Genomic DNA, 21478 nt, shown 5'->3' with positions numbered 1-21478 from the left:
ACGGGAATTTTCAAGGTCCTTTTGAGGAAATTGAAGATTCCCGTTCTTGTCTCCTACTCACTACAACACATATTGTTAATTATCCGTCCCTTTAAGAAATGACAATTCGATTTATTAATTTTATATTTATGCAGTTAGATAAGATTTCATTAACATTAAGCAACGTCGCGAAGCTTTGTCTTTTCCTACTTTTGTTTATTCCTACCCTTGCTTTTGCAAAGAAAAAATCACCCTTAATTCCGACTCGGCTCCAAGTGGAGTATCTTCAGGCTCCTATTGGTATCGATATCAAGAAGCCTAGGTTTAGTTGGGTATTAGAAACAAAAAAGGAAGATGTATTTGCGAAAAAACAAAAAGCCTATCGGATACTTGTAGCAAGTGCAGAGAAGAAGCTTCATCAAGATGTCAGTGACATCTGGGACTCGGGCTGGATACCATCTTCCGCGATGAATCAAATCCTTTATGAGGGTAAGGCACTGATTTCAGATCGGTCCTACTATTGGAAAGTCGCGGTAAAGGATGAAAAAGGTCTTGTGTCCGATTGGAGCGATGTGGCGCATTGGAGCTCGGGATTATTCGATCCCAACGAATGGGAAGCTGAATGGATAGGCGGGGATGAGGTCTTTGATCCCACTCAACGTGATTGTAATATTTGGGATCCGTGGCTACGTCAGGTCTTCGAAATCTCCCAAAAGCCACAACAGGCCAATCTATATGTTGCATCTATCGGATTTCACGAGGTTTATGTCAATGGAAAGCGAATCGGTGACGAGGTCATGGCCCCTGTTGTTTCAGATCATACCAAACGCGCACGATATGTAGTATATGATATTGCCCCATATCTAACTAAGGGCAAAAATGTGATTGGTATTTGGTTGGGGACTTCTTGGTCTATATTTGCAGGGTATGATATTGATGGCTCGCGGCCTATGCTCCCCCTTGTCTCTGCACAAATGAAAATATATGGAGAAGGAATGTTGAATGACAATAGCCAACCTATCCATACCCTATTGACAGATTCAAGTTGGAAAATAAAACAATCACCTAACAAGTTGTTGGGTGTGTGGGACTTTGGGCAAATGGGTGGTGAATTATGGGACGATCGAAAGCGCGAAGACAATTGGAATACCCTATTGTATGACGATAGCCATTGGGATGCGGTTAGCGTCTATCCGTTGAATCTGATATTTTCAGCGCAGAACGTTATGGGCAATCGTAGGAAAGCCGAGATACGCCCAATTGCTATAGAGGAAAAAGCTGACGGTACTTACCGGGTAGATATGGGCGTTAATTTTGCGGGGTGGACGGAGGTGAAAATGAAGGGAGAACCTGGCGATACGATTAGGTTTTATTATTCGGAGCGGGAGCAACAGGAAATGACCTTTAATATGCGAAGCATGTTTATCATGGGACAGCAGGGAACAGGCGTTTTCAAAAATAGATTTAATTATAGCTCGGGTAGGTGGATTACCATTAAAGGGCTGCGCAATAAGCCTACTTTGGCAGATATAAAGGGATGGTTGGTACGTACCGATTACGCTGATGCAGGAAATTTTGAATGTTCGGATAGTTTACAAAACTGGATGTACAATAAGATTAAATGGACCTATGAAAATCTTTCTTTAGGCGGCTTCATTGTTGATTGTCCACAACGTGAGCGTATGGGATACGGTGGTGATGCACACGCCACGAGTGAGACTGGAATATTAAATTATCAATTGGGAGCCTTTTACACGAAATGGATGCAGGATTGGCGTGATGTGCAGGGAACAGAACCCATGGTGGGAAATATGCGAGACAAGAACTATGCGCGAAAAGGAGTGACGAGCGGACGAATATTCAACAATGGGATTTTACCACATACAGCACCCACTTATTGGGGTGGAGGAGGTCCGGCTTGGGGAGGGATTGTAGTCACTTTACCATGGTTTATGTATCAGCACTATGGAGATAAGAATGCGCTGGTCGAAAATTACGGATTGATTAAGAATTGGCTTGAATTTTTGGATTCGAATGTCGAAGAGGACTTAATGAAAAGATTTGGCGGTACGTGGGATTTCTTGGGTGATTGGTTGTGGCCCAATGCTACCGCCGAAGGCATGAACAATGATAAACCAGAGACACTCTGTCTAAATAACGCATATAGAGTTTTCAACCTGAGGACGGCTGCCAAGATTGCGCATGTCATAGGGGATGATAGTCAAGCGCGAAATTGGGAAGAGAAAGCAAATCGGGCCAGCACTGCCATCAACAACAAGTTTTATAACAAAGAAAAAGGAATATATGCTGATGGGTCTATGGCCAATCTGGCCGCTGCCTTATTGGCTGATGTCGTGCCACCTGCCGAGAAGCGCAAGGTAATCAAGAGCTTAGAAAACGAGATTCTTATCAATCGAAATGGACACATCCATAGTGGGATAACAGGAGGCGCTTTATTGTTCAAGTGGCTAAGAAACGAAGGACGAAATGATTTAATTTACAGCATGACCTCCCAGACCTCCTACCCGAGTTGGGGATTCATGAAAGATAATGGCGCTACCACCATTTGGGAAATGTGGGAGAAAGACTTACCCGGACATTCCCTATTGCACAGTTCGTACTTATATCCTGGGGCTTGGTATATGGATGGATTGGCTGGAATCAAATTGGAGAAACCAGGGTACGCTCAATTTATTATCGAACCTCCTATCGCTGGAGAGGCTAATATCAAGTGGGTCAAAGCTAGTTTTGATTCCCCTGTTGGATTAATTAAACACCATTGGAAGCGAGAAAATGGTAAACTTACATTATCGCTCGTAGTCCCGCCTAATACAAGCTGTCTCCTCAAGCTATCTGCTATCGATGCGGTGAATATCGTAGAAAGGGAAGGGGTAATTGCAAAGTTGCCAACCGAAGAGGGCAAGATTGTCTATGAATTGCAATCGGGGAACTATTCCTTTTAAAAAAAGAAAAAGCTAACAATAATGGCAGTGAAGTTCAAGGGCTTCACTGCCATTTGCATGTAAGGGCAGGATAGTAATCGATCTCCTAATTCATATATTTAACGTTCAGATATCAATTGATAAACCTTAAGCTCTTTTTATGAACGTTATGCCCAAGATACTATTGCACCTGTTGTCTTTTACATTGCTAACAGTCCCCTGTTTAGCGCAGATGAAATTAAGTGATGATAAGAAGCACATCAGCCCACTGACGCGCGAGTATGTCTATCCGACTCGTATTATTTGGTCTGAAGGACAGGTGGGACGTGTTGAAAATCTTCTCATAGCGGGCGATGGTCAGGCCAGTTTGACCAATGAAAAAATAGTCATATTGAAGAATGGTGATAAATCGACAAGTAGTATCCTCTTAGATTTTGGCAAAGAGCTGAGTGGCTCGGTCGAGTTGGTCACTGGAATGTGGGGAGGTGGCAATACGCCTAGAAATGTACGCATAAGACTTGGAGAGTCCGTCAGTGAGGCGATGTCTGAAATTGGCGAGAAAGGGGCTACCAATGATCATGCGATGCGCGATTTTAAGATGCAGCTGCCTTGGTTGGGGAAAAATCAAACAGGGGAGTCGGGCTTCCGTTTTGTACGGATAGATTTCTTGGATCCAAATGCAGAGCTGCATCTCCGTGAAGTGAGGGCTGTATTTACCTATAGAGATATCCCATATTTAGGGTCGTTCAAGAGTAGTGACGAACGATTGAATAAAATATGGGATGTAGGAGCCTATACCGTTCATCTTAATATGCAAGATTACTTATGGGATGCCATCAAAAGAGATCGTCTAGTATGGGTCGGGGATTTACATCCGGAAGTAGCCACCATAAATACGGTATTTGGATACAATGAAGTCGTTCCTAAAAGTCTAGATTTAGCGAGAGATGCTACTGCATTGCCAGGATGGATGTGTGGAATTAGCACGTATTCAATGTGGTGGATTGTCTTGCATCACGATTGGTATATGCACCATGGTGACTTAGCATACCTCACAGAACAGAAATCCTATTTGCAAGGACTTGTGAAGCAGATTGTAAACAAAGTTAAAGACGGAAAAGAACAAATGGATGGAACCCGGTTTTTGGATTGGCCATCAAGCGAAGACTCAGTAGCCGTCCATGCGGGATTGCAGGCGATGACCATTCTCGCACTCGAAAGAGCCGCTGCTATTAGCGAAATCTTAAAAGACATGGAGACAAAAGCAATATGTGAGTCTACCGTTAAAGAGATGCGAAAATATGTTCCCGATCATCATAATTCTAAACAAGCAGCTGCCCTTTTATCTCTAACAGGTTTGATGGATGCTGATAAGGCCTATCACGATGTCTTGAAGGTCGGTGGAGCAAAGAATTTCTCGACATTCTATGGTTACTACATGTTAGAGGCCATGGCCAAGGCAGGCAAATATCAGGAAGCCATGGATATCATTTCGGAGTATTGGGGAGCGATGCTTGATATAGGAGCGACTACTTTTTGGGAAGACTTTAACATGGATTGGTTGCCCAATGCTTCTCGTATCGATGAGTTGGTACCAGCAGGTAAGGTAGATATCCATGGTGATTTTGGTGCATATTGTTATGTAGGACATCGCCATAGCTTTTGTCATGGTTGGGCCTCTGGGCCTACTGTCTGGTTATCCGAACATATATTGGGTATAAAATTACTCAAACCGGGAGGTCGAGAATATAAAATTGAACCTCATCTTGGGAACCTCACCTATGCAGAAGGAACGTATCCCACTAAATACGGTGTTATTCGTGTAAAGCATACGCGAAATAAGGATGGGAAAATCGTTTCGGAGATTAAAGCTCCTAAAGAAGTTCGGATAATAAAGTAAGAACCTTTTCATGACAAAGATCAAAGTTTTCGCATGGTGCCTGATACTTGTGCTTACCCACAACAATCCCTTATTTGGACAAAATTGGAAAGCTAAATGGATTGGTTTGGGAACCAATGAGGCCGATACTGCGAATTCTTGGGTTGCTTTTCGGAAGGATTTTCAAATGAAAGCCGTACCCAAAAAAGCAGTCGCCCGAATTGCTGTGGATAGTAAATACTGGTTGTACATTAATGACAAACTTGTTGTTTTCGAAGGAGGCCTAAAAAGAGGACCGAATAAGAACGATACATATTTTGATGAAGTAGATTTGTCAAACTATCTTATAAAGGGGGCGAATACAATAGCTGTCAAAGTTTGGTACTTTGGTAAGCATGGATTCTCCCACAATAGTAGCGGCAAGTTGGGTCTCTTATTTGATTTGCAAACCGATGCTACTACGATTGTCAGTGATAGTACATGGCTAGTCCAAAAGCTCAAAGAATACCAAACAGCTGCAGGGGCTGTCCCAAATTTTAGACTTGCCGAGTCTAATATTTTATTTGATGCTCGCCAAGCAGATACATCTTGGCATCTGACCACCGCTAATCCTGCCGGCTTTGGTAAGGCTGTCAGTTACGGTGCTCCAGGGATAGCTCCATGGAACCATCTTGTAAAAAGGCCAATCCCGCTTTGGAAGGACTTTGGGCTCAAAGAGTTTGCGCCTTCCTCCATCATTCGAAAGGGAGATACTGTTATTTGTAAGCTGCCCTATAATATGCAGTTTACGCCCTATTTCGATATAGAGAGTGAAGCGGGTATTTTGATTAAGCTCTTTACAGACAATTATTCAACCTACAATGGCTCTACGGAAAATATTCGAGCAACATATATCACAAAGGGGGGACGTCAACAATATGAGAGCTTAGGCTGGATGAATGGACACCTTATGTACTTTGTACTTCCGGCAAATGCTAGAATCCATAGTTTGAAATATAGGGAAACAGGATATGATACTGATTTTGCAGGAGCCTTTGAATCTTCAGATCCCTTTTTCAATAACTTGTGGAAGAAAGCAAATCGGACCCTATATGTTACGATGCGCGACACCTATATGGATTGTCCAGATCGCGAGCGAGCACAGTGGACTGGAGATGCGGTACTGGAAGCGCAAGAGGCTTTTTACGCTTTGTGTCCTAAGTCGCATGCCTTGGCAAAGAAATGGCTTTACGAACTTATCCATTGGCAAAAAGAAGATGGTACCTTGTTCGCTCCGATTCCTGCGGGTAATTGGGATAAAGAACTTCCAGATCAGATTTTGGCTAGTATTGGTTACTACGGTTTGTGGACATACTATATGCATACCGCAGATCGACAAATCCTTGTGGATTTGTATCCTGGTATTCGAAAATACATATCCTTATGGGAGAAAGATAAAGACGGTTTAGTATTGCTGCGGGAAGGCGGTTGGCAATGGGGCGATTGGGGCGAGAATAAAGATATGTTGTTATTGTATAATCTCTGGTACTATTTAGCACTCAAGGGAAGTTACTTGACGACAAAAGAGTTGGGATACACCTCCGAATCCAAGAAACTTTTAGAAGAGATGCAACATTTCAAGGAGGTGTTCAATACGCGTTTCTGGAATGGAAGTGAGTATCGGGATCCATTGTATAAAAAGAGTACAGACGACAGGGTACATGCACTAGCGGTTCTAGCCGGCATTGCAGATAGAAATAAATATGTTCCAATCTTAAAAGTCTTTGCAAATCAGGAACACGCGAGCCCCTATATGGAGAAATATGTTTTCGAAGCGATGTACAAAATGAATGAACCCATTTTAGCCAACAGAAGACATAAAAAGCGATTTGCACCCATGGTCAACAATGCGTATTTCTCCACACTGTTTGAAGGTTGGGGAATTGGCAATGAGGGGTATGGTGGTGGTACAGTAAACCATGCATGGAGTGGTGGCGGACTCACTATTCTATCCAGTGAATTATGTGGCATCAAGCCACTTCAACCCGGGTATTCACTCTTTCAAGTCGCTCCTCAAATGGGAGATGTTTCCTTTGCGAAAGCTAAGGTATCGACAGTGAAAGGAGTAATAGAAGTATCTGTCAACAATACTGCGGAGAGACGCTCCATAGACTTGACGGTGCCAGCAGGGACTAAAGCTGTAGTCTTAACCCCCTCGGATTTTATCAAAAAGATATTAATTAATAATAATGACCTAGAAAAGGCTGTCAAAAAGCTGGGTGTAGTGTACGATAAGGAAAGCAAAAGTATAGTGCTACCGCTAGGACATTGGACAATTGACTTTGGTTTTTAAATTATAGAGATGAGACATTGTATTTTATTTATTCTATTGCAGTTCACTATTCCCTTGCTAGCCGCAGATATGCTGCCGGTAAATCTGAGAGCGGAATATAAAAAGACACCTTTTTTGGACGATCGGATTCCGCGATTGAGTTGGGAGCTCTCCTCAAAGGGATACGGACAGTATCAGTCTGCATATCAATTAATCGTTTCTTCCTCTTTAGACAAATTACAAAAAGATATAGGCGATATCTGGGATACGAAAAAAGTAAAGCAGTCACAGACCAACCATATAGAATTCGGAGGAAAGCAACTTAATTCCCGTCAACAGGTTTGGTGGAAAGTGAGGGTTTGGGGTACCGATGGTAAAGTCGGCAGTTGGAGCAGCGCTAGTTCCTGGGAAATGGGGCTATTGAACAAAGGTGATTGGAAAGCCAAGTGGGTCGGATATGATTTGAATCAGCTAGCGTCGAAGGGTACTTACCATTTACCCCCTTCTCCATACTTGAGAAAAAAGGAACGAATAGCAAAGAAAGTCAAATCCGCTCGATTGTATGTGTCTTCTCTTGGGATTCATGAATTTTTCGTCAACGGAACCAAAATTGGTCAGGATTATTTTGCTCCTGGATGGACGGACTACAATAAGAGGGTGTACTACAATATTTACGATGTAACTCCTTATATCCAAAACGGTGAAAATGCATTTGCGGCAATCCTTTCCGATGGTTGGTATGCAGGATACCTCGGTTATGCCTTGCTTGTTGGCAGTAAGCAAGTGCGGGCATTTTATGGAGATGTGCCACTTTTAAAAGCACAAGTGGAGATTATGTTTGAAGATGGAAGTAGGCAAGTCATCATTACCGATGAAAGCTGGAAGGCATCCACTGGTGCTGTCCGTGAGTCCGATTTTTTGCAAGGAGAGAAATATGATGCACGAAAAGAGAAGGTTGGATGGAATAATACTAATTTCAATGACTCGGATTGGGATCCTATACAGGTATTTGCAGATAAAGAACAACGTGAAATACAACTCTATCCGAGTCATCCGGTGCGAGTAGTCAAGGAGCTACCCATAAAAACGATTAACAGATTAGATGATGGGAAATACATTGTGGATTTTGGACAAAATTTTGCCGGGATTGTAAAGCTGAAAGTGAAGGGCAAAGCCAATGATTCTCTCGTATTTAGATATGGAGAGATGCTACATCCAGATGGACGATTGGTCACGGAGAATCTTAGAAGTGCCCGCGCTACCGACACCTATATTCTTAGAGGAGATAGTCGTGCTGAGGAGTGGAGTCCCAGTTTTACGTTCCATGGGTTTCAATTTGTTGAAGTGTCTGGATTGACCTCAGCTCCAGACAAAGATTTTTTAATGGGCTTGGTGATGAGCTCTGATTTGGATACCGCTGGACATTTGGAGACAGATAATAGTCTTTTGAATCAGCTTTACAGCAACATTGTCTGGACACAAAGAGCCAATTATTTGGACATCCCTACTGATTGTCCTCAGCGCGACGAACGCTTGGGGTGGACAGGAGATGCACAAGTGTATATCCGATCAGCAGCTTACAATAGTGATATAGCAGTCTTTCACAAAAAGTGGATTCGGGATTTGAATGACGCACAATGGTCAAATGGTGCGTTCCCTATCTATGCACCTATGCCCGTCGGTGTAGATGGAAAGGCAGCCATAAGACAGTCTGATACCTATTCACCTGGATGGTCAGAGGCTGGTATTATCTGTACATATGAGTTATTTAGGGCCTATAATGATACCCGGGTCGTAAGGGAGTCCCTGCCCTACATGAACAAATTTATGGACTTTCTAGAAAGCAAATCCAATGCCGACGGATTACTCCGTGAGGGCAGTTTTGAAGAAATTGAACCAAAGGGAGGGTTTGGAGATTGGCTTTCTGTGGGAGCTAAAACAGGACCAGACCTTTTGGCGACACTATACTATTTCTACTGTGCGAAGCTAATGGAGGAAATGTGCTTGGGGATTGGTGAAAAGAATTTGGCTACAAAATATAGTAATACAGCACTAGCTATTAAAAAAGCTTTTGTTAACTATTATACTCAGGACGGTCAGTTTAAGGTCAACCAAGCATCATATGGGGACGGAGCAGGCTATGTAGAAGGGCAAAATGGATTTTCGGGTCATACCCAGACAGCCTATGCAAACGCGCTTTATATGGGTGTGTTGGATTCGGTTGATTTTCAGAAAGCAGGTGGACATCTGCGGGAGTTGGTCGAGCGCAATGGCAACAAATTGACAACCGGTTTTTTGGGATTCAAACCCCTGTTGCCTGCATTGTCCATGACTGGATCTTCGGACAAAGCCTATGGCCTCTTGCTAAGTACAGAATATCCTTCTTTAGGATATGAAGTGCTGAATGGTGCCACCTCCATTTGGGAGCGCTGGGATAGTTATATTAAGGATAAGGGTTTTGTCCACAATGCGGCTATGAACTCCTTTAGTCACTATGCATTTGGCGCTGTCAATGAATGGATGTTTGAGAATATGCTTGGTATTAAGCCCCTCGAAAGAGGTTTTCAATCTTTCATCATTAAGCCCGAAATACCCAGTAAAGATATGGACGTTAGTAAGGTCAGTGGCTCTTATCGCTCTATTGCCGGAGTCATCAAGAGTGGGTGGGATTATTCAGGTCAGAAAAAATCACATTTCTTTGAAGTTCCGGTGAATACCACCGTCTATTTTTATTTAGAAATCCCTTCATTGGCAAAAGCTTACCTGAATGGTGAATTGATTTCGAAAAGTCAATTGGTGAAAAGTGTAGCACAAGAAGGAAAATACTTTAAAATTAAGCTTGGCTCAGGAAATTATCAAGTCAGTATGGAGAAATAATCGGTTCTTTTATGGACATACTGTAAGCGGTGCGAATCAAATCTAAGCCAAATGCATCATTTTTTAAATGCAATGTGTTATTTTTGAAAGAACCAGATAAGAAATCGGAACGCTGAGCTTTAGCGCGCAAACTAAACCATAAACCATGACTAAATCTACAATAGACTTTTTACATACGATACAAATCAGTGATTTTTCAGCCACACCCAAATATCAGCAGCTTGCGTTTGCCATTACCGATGCGGTTAAGAATGGCAGTTTAGTGAAAGATGATACACTTCCCTCCATTAATGAACTGAGTGTATACGTCGATATATCACGTGATACGGTAGAAAAGGCATATAAATTTTTGAAGGTGAAAGGGGTCATTGCTTCCATCCCGGGAAAGGGGTATTATGTTGCTACCTCAGATGTCAAGCAACGGCAAAAAATTGCATTGTTGCTCAATAAGCTGAGCGCTCACAAGAAAATAGTATATGATTCCTTCGCAAAGGAATTAGGGGATGATGCAGCATTAGACCTCTTTGTATATAATAGCGATCTCTCTTATCTACGTACATTATTAGGCAATCTGACCAAGACATATGATTATTATGTTCTTTTTCCACATTTTAAAGAAGGACGGGATCAAGCGGCAGAAGTTATCAATAAGCTGATTCCTACCGGTAAACTAGTTCTTTTAGGCACATATATAGATGATATCCACTATGAATTTCCAGCTGTTTTTGAGAATTATGAAAAAGATATCTACGGAGCGTTGGAGGAGGCCCTTCCGTCACTGAGTAAGTACGAAACCTTAAAATTGATTTTTCCGGATAATAGCGATTATCCCAAGGCCATTATAAAAGGTTTTTACAAATTTTGTCAGCAATATGCATTCAATCATATATTGGTAAGTGATTTGAATCAGGAAAAAATAGACAAGTGTGTTTGCTATATTAATCTTGCGGAGGATGATTTGGTACAATTGCTGGATAAGATTATTAAGAAAAAATTACAAATTGGAAGTGAGGTTGGTGTTATTTCGTATAATGAGACACCACTTAAGAAATTTATCCTCAATGGAATCACAACTATTTCTACGGATTTTGAGTTGATGGGAAAATATGCAGCCAATCTCATTAAGAAAAAGAAAAATGATAAGATAGAAGTTCCTTTTTACTTGACGCTGAGGGCATCAGTATAAGCAACAGTCTAAAGATAATCAGGGATTTTATATGAATAATCCCTACATTAGCAAGCGTTTTTACAATCCTAAACCATACATGAAATGAGTGAGAATATCATTCAATATAATCCCAAATATCCATCTATATTGGATCTAAAGAAAAAGGCAAAATCACGGATGCCTAAATTTGCCTTCGATTATTTAGAAGGTGGATGCAATGAAGAAGTCAATCTTCGTCTAAATAAATCCGATTATGAAAAAATCCTCTTAAAGCCCCATTATTTAAAGGCATACAAGGGTATTGATATGGGTATTGATTTGTTTGGAACACGTTATGCAGCCCCTTTTGGTATTTCTCCTGTAGGCCTTCAAGGGCTCATGTGGCCCAATGCTCCAGAAATATTGGCCAAGGCTGCGGCCAAACATAATGTACCGTATATTCTTAGTACAGTATCCACTAGTAGCATTGAACGTATCGCTGAGGTGTCAGACGGAAAGGCTTGGTTTCAGTTGTACCATCCAACTGAAAACTCTTTGCGAGATGATATCCTACGTAGGCTACGCGATGTAGAGTGTCCTGTATTGGTGGTATTGGTCGACGTTCCGTCATTTGGCTTACGTTATCGTGAGATTAAAAGCGGCTTGTCTATGCCTCCCAAGATGAATATTGCCAATATATTCCAAGCAGCTATACGTCCACGTTGGGGAATCCAGACATTGAAACACGGCATACCATCCTTTGCAACACTTAAACCTTATATGGAAAAGGGCTTGGATATGACCCAACTCGGAAAATTTATGAATCGTACTTTTACAGGACGTGTTGATGTGGACAAGATTAAGGCCATCCGTGAGCAGTGGAAAGGAGTATTAGTACTCAAAGGAATCGTGACAGAGGAAGATATGCAACAGTGCATTGATATCGGTGTCGATGGAGTGATTGTATCCAATCACGGAGGCAGACAAATCGATGCCGGCGAGTCTTCAATAGCATCGCTTCAACGTTTGGTATCCAACCCGCTATACAAAGAAAAAATTAAAATCATGGTTGATGGTGGTATGCGATCAGGTGTTGATATTGGACGAGCCATGGCAGTGGGAGCTGACTTTGCGTTTATGGGGAGACCATTTATGTATGGAGTAGGTGCTTTGGGAGAGCAAGGCGGCGATCACACCATATCCATGTTTAAGGCACATCTCAAACAAATGATGGAGCAATTATCATGTGAACGTGTTGAAGATTTTCCATTGTCGCTATTGAGATAAGTCTCTTGTCCATAAAGAATAAAGACATGTACAGGCCAACAATAGAACTTTTTTGGTAGACATGCTACAAGACCTCTAATAAAAATAAAAATAGGAGCAATTGCTCCTATTTTTATTTTTTTATCTGAATCGGATATTTTTTCAAAATACCTGAGACAACTTTTGGCAGATTATTGATGGCCTTTTCTGGGTTGTCTATTTCGTGTGATCCTCTTGCCTGCCATACAACAGAATTCGTTTTTCTGTCAATGGCTTCAATGATCAGGTGGCTGTAGCGATAGCGCTCTTTTCCAACAGGGTAAGAGTAACCACCGTAGAATCCGCCATAGAAGCCCCAAGGTCTATAAAATCCCCAAGGACCACCCCATCCCCAGTATGTATTACCATATACAAGACGGCTCTTATTGTTGACAATACTAACGTATCTGAAGAGTAGGTCTGGATTTTCTTTACTATATGTCAGCCCTCTAGCTTCAATTTCCTTATTTGCGGTACTCATGATATTGTGTCTAGCAATATCATTGTTGAAATAGTCCTTCGATAAAGAATCTATAGGTGGAAGCCATCCATAGGTTTTATATTGACTAAAATCTAACTCTTGTACTCGCGTCGTATTATATTTATACGATGAGCAGGATGATGCCAATACGAGCATAAGTCCAAGTGCGAGGAAATATATTATCTTTTTCATCTCTGTATAATTTTACTTTATGATTCACTAGATGGTGAATCCGTTTGTTGTACTAAGTTAATAATAACATCCTAATCTTAATGATACAGTCAACTGATCTTTCAAAATTATGATTAATTTATCTTTTTTCCTTAAGTAATATTAAGACACCATTCTCCTTTAAAGGTTTAATTACAAAACGGTTAAAAAGTATATTTTGCTACAAGCGGCATGGAACGCCCGCTTCCGAAAGCCTTTGGACTCACCCTTAGTATTGGTGGGGCTTGAAATCTTTTGAACTCTGCATTGTTGACCAGCTTGGTTATCCGTTGTACCACCTCCATGTCATAGCCCAGATGGATAATTTCCGAACCAGGTTTTTCCATTTCGATTAGTAGGTACAGTATTCCATCAAGCAATTCATAAGGCGGCAGTGAATCCGAATCCTTTTGATCGGGGCGTAGTTCGGCCGATGGCGGCTTGACAATGGTATTGATGGGGATAATCTCCCGATTCCTGTTGATGTATTTCGCGAGTTCGTAAGCTTGGGTTTTGTAAACGTCACCGATGACACTGATTGAACCCGCCATATCACCATATAGTGTACCGTATCCTACAGCTGCCTCACTTTTGTTCGACGTATTGAGCACAATGTAACCTAGCTTGTTGGAGATGGCCATGAGTAATGTTCCTCTTGTCCTAGCTTGGATATTCTCTTCTGTAATGTCGGTCCTCAGCCCTTGAAAAGTATCTTGGAGTGTGTGTTCGAAAGCTGAAGCTACATCTTTAATCGGAATAATTTGGTGTTTGCACCCGGTGTTTTTCACAAGATCTAAAGCGTCTTTTAAAGAATGGTCAGAAGAATATATGGATGGCATAAGGACGCCCATTACATTTTCTGCCCCAAGTGCTTCGCAGGCTAGAGCGGCTACTATTGCTGAATCTAGTCCCCCAGACAAGCCTAAGGTGGCTTTTGAGAAACCGGATTTGCTGAAATAGTCCCGAAGTCCCAAAATCAGTGCCTCATGAATTAAAGCGATTTCAGATGATGCAGCCTTCGGGGTTGGACTGCTGGAACAGATATCTCCATTGATATATTCAATATAGCGAATGTCTTCTTCGAACTTGGCTAGCTCGCAACAGATGTCGCTTTGTTTATCAAGTGCAAGTGAACGTCCATCAAATATGATGTCCATATGAGCACCTATCTGATTAACATATATAAGTGGACATTTAGCACGAGATACTTGCTTTTTTAGGATGTGTAATCTGTTTTCAAAGTGTGTATAAGAAAAAGGAGAAGCTGCAATGTTGATAATCAGCTCCGGGTCTTCTTTCAGCAGTTCGGCCATAGGATCTCCTACATAGGAGTTGGAACTATCATCATCCCAAAGATCCTCACAGACGGTTAGTGCAATCTTTGTTCCTTGGAATTCGAAGCAAGAAAAATGTCTGGAGGGTTCGAAATAGCGGTATTCGTCAAAAACATCATAATCTGGGAGCAGTCCTTTTTTACTAATGTGCATGACTTCTCCATTTTGGATGAAGAGTGCAGCATTATGAAGCGCTTTGCCTTCGGCATCTGTATTGTGTATAGGTGCTCCGATGATACAAGCGATATCCATACATTGATCTGCAATCAATTGAATAGAGTGGTTACATGCTTGTAGATAGGCTGCATTACGAAGTAAATCTTTTGCGGGATATCCTCCGATAGCCAGCTCCGCAAATATTATTAATGCTGCATTTTGAGCCTTTGCCTGCTGTATGGCTTCAAGAATGGAAGCATTGTTCTTTTCAAAATTTCCGATATGATAATTTAGCTGTGCTAATGCTACTTTCATTAGAGTATAATTAATTTAAAAGGTCCCCGATTGTAACCAGACAATTTAATGTGATAGCTGTTCAGGTTAAAAAAGCAATCCAATGTTCAACCCGAAATAAGAAACCTTTGGTTTTCCTTCGTCGAAGGCTTTGGTGAATCCATTATTGTAAGAAATCCCCGTCAAGACAGCAAGATTATTGTCCAACCGCCATTCTACACCTCCGCCAATCTGTAGTCCTAATCTCAGTAAGCTGGCGCCATCAATACCCCTCGATTTCTCTCCATCATCCAGTGTCTCTTTGCTCGAAACTTTAATACCCGTTGTCAGTCCAAATTGTCCGTAATAGCGAGCAGTGTTCATGGATGAGGTTTTCATCTTGATCGCCAATGGAATTTCAGCATATTGTAAACGTATGTCCCTACTTACAGAAGATGCGTTTTGAGGGTATTCCATTCTACCTTTAAGGGTATTGATTAACAATCCTGTTGAAAAGTAGTAGTTACGGGCAAAACCAATATCCGCAATTAGACCATAAGAAAAGCCAGCTTTGGACTCTCCTTTAACATCACTATCATCATCAAAGTTGAACCATCCAATATTGGGGTTGACAGTAAGGCCCAATGAAATGTTTTTATCTTCATAGCTTTGTGCGAATCCTGAAACTGTTGTGAGGAGAGCAATGCCTAAAAAGAGGTAGCGGAATAAACGTGCCATATTTGATACAGAATAGATTTTGTAATTATTTATGCTTTATTTTGAAACAAAATGAGAATTATCATGAAGTCCCTGCATACTATACAAATCTATCTCTTTTTTTTCATACTTGTTTTTATTTCATGTAAAGAAAAGAGAGATAGTGATGTCGATACCTCAAAAATCGATTTATCTATCAAGATAGAGCGTTTTGATCAAGATTTTAGTCAATTGGACTCGACAAAGGTACTCGAACAGAATGCGGCATGGCAACAAAAATATGGACAGTTTTATATTGATTTTGTACAATTGATGCTGCATGCCGGGAACCCGGACAATAGCGTCCAAGTGAAAAAGAACCTGGAAACCATAGCTCGACAGCCAGACTTCCAGGCCCTAAAGGCAGAGGTCCAGCATGTATTTCCAGATTTAAAGGAACAAGAGCAAGGTCTCACCGATGCTTTTAAGCGAATCAAATATTATTTTCCTACTATCCAAGTACCCAGGATGGTGTCGTTTTATTCTGGATTTGAAGTTCAGACGCCAATTGGAGAGGACTATATGGGAATTGGACTTGATATGTTTTTGGGGGCCAACGCTAAGTTCTATCCCTCTTTGGTATCTACTGTACCTCGGTATATTTCTCGGCGATTCACTCCCGAGAATATCGTACCACGTATCACCGAGAGTTTTGTTAGGCAAGAACTTTATCCACAGCCAAATGGTGATGTCAATACTTTGCAGCACATGATATACCATGGCAAAGTGTTGTATGCCATGGATATATTTATGCCTGAGGTTGCAGATAGTCTTAAGATTGGCTATAGTACAGAGCAGATATTATGGGCGCAAGCCTATGAGAAGGATATTTGGTCTTGGTTCTTGCAGGAAGATCTGCTGTATAATACGGATTATTTGCGGATACAGAAATATTTTGCTGAAGCGCCTTTCACGCCTGAGCTGGGTGAGCATAACGAATCTGCACCTAAACTAGGTAGTTATATAGGTTGGCAGATTGTGAGCCGATATATGGATAAACATCCTGACATGAGCCTTCCAGAGTTATTTGCGATAGAGGATGCCCAATTGATTCTGAATGACGCCAAATACAAAGGAAAGAGGTAAATAGTTATTTTGTCTGATTACGGAGTAGTCTATTACAAAAAAAGAAAAGGTTACCAAGCTCAGCCTGATAACCTTTCTTTTCGGTAGATAAAATATGCTTACTCCTTGATGTCAAGGACTTCTATCGTAAAATCTAGCGGTGAGTCACTCGGAATCTTGCCAACAGCTTGATGTCCATAGGCGTGGAGTGAAGGCGTTACAAATCTAATTTTGGCACCTTTTTGGAGACCGTTAATGGTCAATCCTCCTAGGTTATACTCACCAATTTTCGCAGGGAAAAAAGCATATAGCCAAGCGCTGATGACAGATTTCGCTCCTGTATTGAGATTTGCTGCAACCATGAATTCTATTCCTGTATCATTTTTTTCAACAACAGTACCATTCATTAATGTAACCGAGTATTTCACTTTTGTATTTGCCTCAATTACCTTCGCATTTTGGGTATCCTCGACTTTGTATATATAGCTACCAGGTGTGCCTGGACTAATGATTTCATACCAGATGCCGAGGTTGGTGTCTAATATTGCTTCCGGAATATGTTGGTCTACATATGCTTTGATAATCGGTTTTTCTTCCTCAAATCGTTGTTTGGGGTCAAAGAAGTCTCCATTATCTGAGCATGATGACAAAGAAAAAGCGGTTACAATAAGAAGTAAGATATAGTGAGCAATTTTTATTCTCATGGAAAAAAGAAGTTAATTTAGTTTGTATTCTTAATATCTGTCACTTCTATTACGTAGACAAGAGGTGAGTCCTTTGGTATAGTAACGCCATTCAATGTTGTTCCTTTGTCAAAACAATATATAGATGGGGCTACAAATCTGATTTTTGAATTTTTCTTTAACCCGTTAACTGTCAGGCCACCAACTTTTACTTCCTGATTGTTGAATGATATAGCACGTGGCAAGAATGCTTTGTGCCATGCAAGAGGACGGCTACCTAGTTGAAATACGGTTGTCTTGTCTGCTTCTGTCTGCTCAGCTACTTTCCCGTCTAAGAATGTACCCTTGAATTTAACAGTTACATTTGGCGCAACTATCCCTGTTCCTTGAGAATTGAAGGCATAAGTATAGGACGATGCTTCACCTTCCGTAATAACTTGGTACCAAATTCCTGTTGAATCATCAAGCTGCGGATTGGTAAATCCATTATCAGGGTCTTCCACAAAATCCTTAAGGACCTTTTTTTGAGCATTTAGCGTTGAATCTATCCTGGCTTGCTCCCTCCGCTGTTCTTCCTCATATTTATTCCAATCAAAATCATCACCTTTATTACAAGAAGTGAAAATAAAAGTACCCACTAGTCCGATTGCAATAAGTCTTAATACGTTTTTCATTTTTTTTATTTAATTATAATTTGTGTTAGCTATTTGTTATCTGTTTTATTCTCCATCTTCAATACTTCGATTGTATAGTCTAAAGGAGAGTTGGCTGGTATTTTACCTATCGTTACGTTACCATAAGCATAGAAAGATGGAGTTACGAATCGGATAATGCTGCCCGGTTTTAATCCATTCGGAGTCAACCCCTTTATTTGTGTAGTAACTCCAGGGATTTCATATGGCAAAAAAGCCAATTGCCATGAAGCGGGCTGTTCGATAAATGGAACCGTGATACCCTCCGGTTTTTGCTCACTTTGTGCCACGGTACCATCAAGGAGTTTTGTCGTATAACGAACAGTTATGATAGGGGCCAATGCTCGTACCACTTTCTGTCCTGTTCTAGGGTCTGTCACTGTTTCTGTCTTGTACTGGAAATTTTCCCCTTCCCCTTCTTTAATCAATTCAAACCATATTCCTGTAGAGTCCTTTACAGCTTTGGGCAGGTTAACCTTGACGTAATTTTCGATGACAAGTACGTCTCTTTCATATTGTTCGTAATCATTGAACACGTCGCCATCTTTCATACAGGAAGAAAGTAGCCCAATGATTGCTATTCCAATAATCCACACGTTTCCGATTTTTCTTTTTGTCATTTTTTCTTTTGAATAAGATATTGTTGGTCTTATCTGAGAGATAGAACGCAAGATAAATAAATTTCGCTACACATAGTGTTAAAAATAGTTAACGAATTGTCGTAAAAGATTCATTGTCAGTTTGTTGAAATTTGGTCCGGAGTTTCTCGGTACGTTATGGATAGGGATATGGGCAAATGGGGAATGACTAGAGGGCAAATTTCTATTTAGCAAGATAATAATAGGGGATTAATTGGAATATAATAGGGATTTTATAGGGGCTTATCCGAATAATGTCCGAATGAAGTCCGTATAAAAGCCCTATAAAGTCCTGATTAGATATAAATTTGGTCTCTATCAATACCCCAATTGTAGTAATTCAGGATAACACAAAGAACCTCTCTAATTCATTCATTAGAGAGGTCGATGAAATCTTTAAAAAAATAAGTGAAAACTATCGTATACGAGTAGCCGCGTGGAGCTAGTCTACTTTATTAATCTATTGTGGTCGTCTGGGAATACCAATGTAGGAATATGCTTTTTAGCTTCATCCATGTCCATCTGTGCATAGGAGATGATGATGACAACATCTCCGACTTGCACCAATCGTGCTGCAGCTCCATTGAGACAAATGGTACCTGATCCTCTTTTGCCGGGGATGACATATGTCTCCAATCGTGCCCCGTTATTATTGTTTACAATCTGCACTTTTTCATTGGCAATAATATTTGCCGCATCCATTAAATCTTCATCGATTGTGATGCTACCAACATAGTTGAGTTCGGCTTGCGTCACTCGTACTCGATGAATCTTGGACTTCATTACCTCAATTATCATAATACAAAGTTAGATTTTTAAATAAATAAATTCGCTTTGACGGTGTTTTTATGACAATTAATTCAAAATCATATTATCAATGAGGCGCACTCCTTCCACCCAGGCAGTTACCAGTGCAACATATTTTTTTCCTACTTCTATTTCAGTAGCTTCGGATAAGGATGTTGTTTCACATATGGTAAAATATTCCAGTTCAACTCCCTCCGTGCTTTCTAGAATATTTTGTGCGTCCTCTTTAAGAGTTTCCAATGGTTTGTTCTCAAAGTGACTGCGCACATACTCCAATGACCTTGAGAGAGCAAGTGCGGTAAGTTTACCCTGCGAAGATAGTCGGGCATTTCGGGAGCTCAATGCCAATCCATACTCATCTCTTACTATTGGGCAAATAACCAGCTCTATATCAAGTTTTTTTTCTTGGATCATCCGGTTGATTACCATGACTTGCTGAAAGTCCTTTTGACCAAAGCAAGCGATATCTGGTTGTACCAATGTGAATAGTTTGTAGACAATTTGAGTCACTCCTTGAAAGTGGCCTGGACGATGGGCACCCTCCCAGATTCGGTCGAGCTCACCTAAATCAACATGCCACTGCTCTTGGGGAGTGTACATTTCTGCTACCGAGGGCATGAAAAGAATGTCGCAAGAAGCTGCCTCTAGGAGTTTAATATCCGATTCGATGGGACGGGGATATTTTTCAAGATCTTGTGGGTCGTTAAATTGGGTTGGATTGACAAAAATACTGCACACCAGTATGTCTGCTAATGGTTTAGCATATTCAATGAGTGATATGTGGCCTTCGTGTAGGGCTCCCATTGTAGGAATTAATGCTACCTTTTTTTCTCTCTGTTGAGAGCTGGATAGGTATTCTTGAAGCTCTTTTTTGGTCTTAAATATATTCACGTTTTAAAACTTTTTTGGGAAGCAAAATTGGGGAATTATTTTGTTATTCTAAAGCGAGGATTTCGAGTGAATTGTGAAAGTCATAAATAATCTGTATCTTTGTGGACCGATTTTACTGTTCTATTAAATAACTAAATAACTGGAGATGGCAAAAACGAAGATATTGTTTGTAACCCACGAGATGTCGCCTTTCCTCGAATTAAGTAAAATTTCTGAAATAACACGCCAACTACCTCAAGCAATGCAAGAAAAAGGTTTTGAAATCAGAATCTTAATGCCTCGCTTTGGTAATATCAATGAGCGTAGAAATCGTCTTCATGAAGTAATTCGATTGTCAGGAATGAATATTGTGGTGGATAATGACGACAATCCATTGATTATTAAGGTGGCATCATTGCCAGCCGCGCGTATGCAGGTCTACTTTTTGGACAACGAGGATTATTTTCAACGTAAGAAGATTTTCAGCAATGAAAATGGCGACTTTTTCGAAGATAATCACGAACGTTCCGTATTTTTCTGTAAAGGTGTGTTGGAGACTGTTAAGAAGTTGGGATGGTCGCCGGATGTAGTACATTGCCATGGTTGGTTCTCAGCTTTGGTACCTGCCTATCTTAAGACGACTTACAAAGATGACCCTGCATTCAAAGGCGCTAAGGTCATGTATTCGCTTTATAATGAAGAAGGATTTGGTACAGGGTCTCTTGGTGAGAAATACGCAGGTATTGCACCTGAGGGTGCTATGACTGCTCAAGACGCAGCACATTATGGGTCAGGAAGCTATGTCGATGTATACAAAGGGGCATTGGCGTTTACTGATGTGGTAGTGGTTGCAGATGAAGGGGTTTCGACGGAAATTATCGATCATGCTAAAAGTTTGGATATTCAAATATTCCAACCCGATGGAGATGAGGATTATGAAGCATTTAATGATTTATTCGATCAGTTTGCCCCTATAGAAGAGGAGACGACCGTATAGCCATTCGTTGCTTACATTCAAATAAAGAATAAAAAAGGTTGCAGATCTGCAACCTTTTTTATTATAAAAGCACCTT

General features: G+C 40.9%; 16 protein-coding genes. 8 read left to right on the top strand and 8 right to left on the bottom strand.

Annotated elements, in window-relative coordinates; translation table 11 throughout:
• Nucleotides 1-128: 128 nt before the first annotated feature.
• The 6 genes from OQ289_RS19805 to OQ289_RS19780 all read left to right on the top strand — a co-directional run bounded on the left by OQ289_RS19805 (nt 129) and on the right by OQ289_RS19780 (nt 12422).
• A complete protein-coding gene (locus tag OQ289_RS19805) occupies nt 129-2942 on the top strand; it encodes a family 78 glycoside hydrolase catalytic domain (RefSeq protein WP_270088479.1) in 2814 nt (937 codons plus the stop codon).
• A 148-nt stretch (nt 2943-3090) separates the two neighbouring features.
• Nucleotides 3091-4821, top strand: a complete 1731-nt coding sequence (locus OQ289_RS19800) for an alpha-L-rhamnosidase-related protein (RefSeq protein WP_270088477.1) — start codon at nt 3091-3093, stop codon at nt 4819-4821.
• Nucleotides 4822-4831: 10 nt separating this feature from the next.
• Nucleotides 4832-7132: an alpha-L-rhamnosidase-related protein gene (locus tag OQ289_RS19795; RefSeq protein WP_270088476.1), complete on the top strand. Its 2301-nt coding sequence runs from the start codon at nt 4832-4834 to the stop codon at nt 7130-7132.
• Between the two features lie 9 nt (nt 7133-7141).
• Complete coding sequence (locus OQ289_RS19790; protein WP_270088475.1) at nt 7142-9988, top strand: alpha-L-rhamnosidase; 2847 nt, start codon at nt 7142-7144, stop codon at nt 9986-9988.
• 145 nt (nt 9989-10133) lie between these two features.
• Nucleotides 10134-11174, top strand: coding sequence for a GntR family transcriptional regulator (locus OQ289_RS19785; protein WP_033565480.1), 1041 nt, complete (start codon nt 10134-10136; stop codon nt 11172-11174).
• Between the two features lie 84 nt (nt 11175-11258).
• Entirely contained in the window at nt 11259-12422 is a 1164-nt protein-coding gene (locus tag OQ289_RS19780; protein WP_270088474.1) for an alpha-hydroxy acid oxidase, read from the top strand.
• Between the two features lie 112 nt (nt 12423-12534).
• On the opposite strand, the gene OQ289_RS19775 is transcribed toward OQ289_RS19780, so the two are convergent.
• The 3 genes from OQ289_RS19775 to OQ289_RS19765 form a co-directional block, all read right to left on the bottom strand.
• Nucleotides 12535-13113 (bottom strand): DUF4136 domain-containing protein, encoded by a 579-nt coding sequence (locus OQ289_RS19775; protein ID WP_270088473.1) that lies wholly within the window; start codon nt 13111-13113, stop codon nt 12535-12537.
• A 182-nt stretch (nt 13114-13295) separates the two neighbouring features.
• Nucleotides 13296-14936 carry an NAD+ synthase gene (locus OQ289_RS19770; protein ID WP_270088472.1) on the bottom strand — a complete coding sequence of 547 codons (1641 nt, stop codon included), beginning with the start codon at nt 14934-14936 and terminating at the stop codon, nt 13296-13298.
• 66 nt (nt 14937-15002) lie between these two features.
• On the bottom strand, nt 15003-15632 hold the full coding sequence (locus OQ289_RS19765) for a porin family protein (RefSeq protein ID WP_033565476.1): 630 nt from the start codon (nt 15630-15632) through the stop codon (nt 15003-15005).
• 63 nt (nt 15633-15695) lie between these two features.
• On the opposite strand from OQ289_RS19765, the gene gldB reads away from it, so the two are divergent.
• Entirely contained in the window at nt 15696-16736 is a 1041-nt protein-coding gene (gldB, locus tag OQ289_RS19760) for a gliding motility lipoprotein GldB (RefSeq protein ID WP_270088471.1), read from the top strand.
• Nucleotides 16737-16834: 98 nt separating this feature from the next.
• Here gldB and OQ289_RS19755 read toward each other — a convergent pair whose 3' ends face one another.
• The 5 genes from OQ289_RS19755 to panC form a co-directional block, all read right to left on the bottom strand.
• A complete protein-coding gene (locus tag OQ289_RS19755) occupies nt 16835-17419 on the bottom strand; it encodes an FKBP-type peptidyl-prolyl cis-trans isomerase (RefSeq protein ID WP_270088470.1) in 585 nt (194 codons plus the stop codon).
• Between the two features lie 17 nt (nt 17420-17436).
• On the bottom strand, nt 17437-18072 hold the full coding sequence (locus OQ289_RS19750) for an FKBP-type peptidyl-prolyl cis-trans isomerase (RefSeq protein WP_270088469.1): 636 nt from the start codon (nt 18070-18072) through the stop codon (nt 17437-17439).
• Between the two features lie 29 nt (nt 18073-18101).
• Entirely contained in the window at nt 18102-18710 is a 609-nt protein-coding gene (locus OQ289_RS19745) for an FKBP-type peptidyl-prolyl cis-trans isomerase (RefSeq protein WP_270088468.1), read from the bottom strand.
• Nucleotides 18711-19175: 465 nt separating this feature from the next.
• The gene (gene panD, locus OQ289_RS19740) at nt 19176-19526 is read right to left on the bottom strand and encodes an aspartate 1-decarboxylase (RefSeq protein ID WP_270088467.1); all 351 of its coding nucleotides are present in this window, start codon (nt 19524-19526) and stop codon (nt 19176-19178) included.
• Between the two features lie 57 nt (nt 19527-19583).
• Nucleotides 19584-20426 (bottom strand): pantoate--beta-alanine ligase, encoded by an 843-nt coding sequence (gene panC, locus OQ289_RS19735; RefSeq protein WP_270088466.1) that lies wholly within the window; start codon nt 20424-20426, stop codon nt 19584-19586.
• Between the two features lie 145 nt (nt 20427-20571).
• On the opposite strand from panC, the gene OQ289_RS19730 reads away from it, so the two are divergent.
• Nucleotides 20572-21402: a glycogen/starch synthase gene (locus OQ289_RS19730; protein ID WP_270088465.1), complete on the top strand. Its 831-nt coding sequence runs from the start codon at nt 20572-20574 to the stop codon at nt 21400-21402.
• The last annotated feature ends 76 nt before the right edge of the window (nt 21403-21478 follow it).

Origin of the sequence: Sphingobacterium sp. SYP-B4668, assembly GCF_027627455.1 — a bacterium.
Classification (GTDB): domain Bacteria; phylum Bacteroidota; class Bacteroidia; order Sphingobacteriales; family Sphingobacteriaceae; genus Sphingobacterium.
The sequence above is the reverse complement of the archived record's forward strand: the minus strand, read 5'-3'. Positions and strand labels throughout refer to the sequence as shown.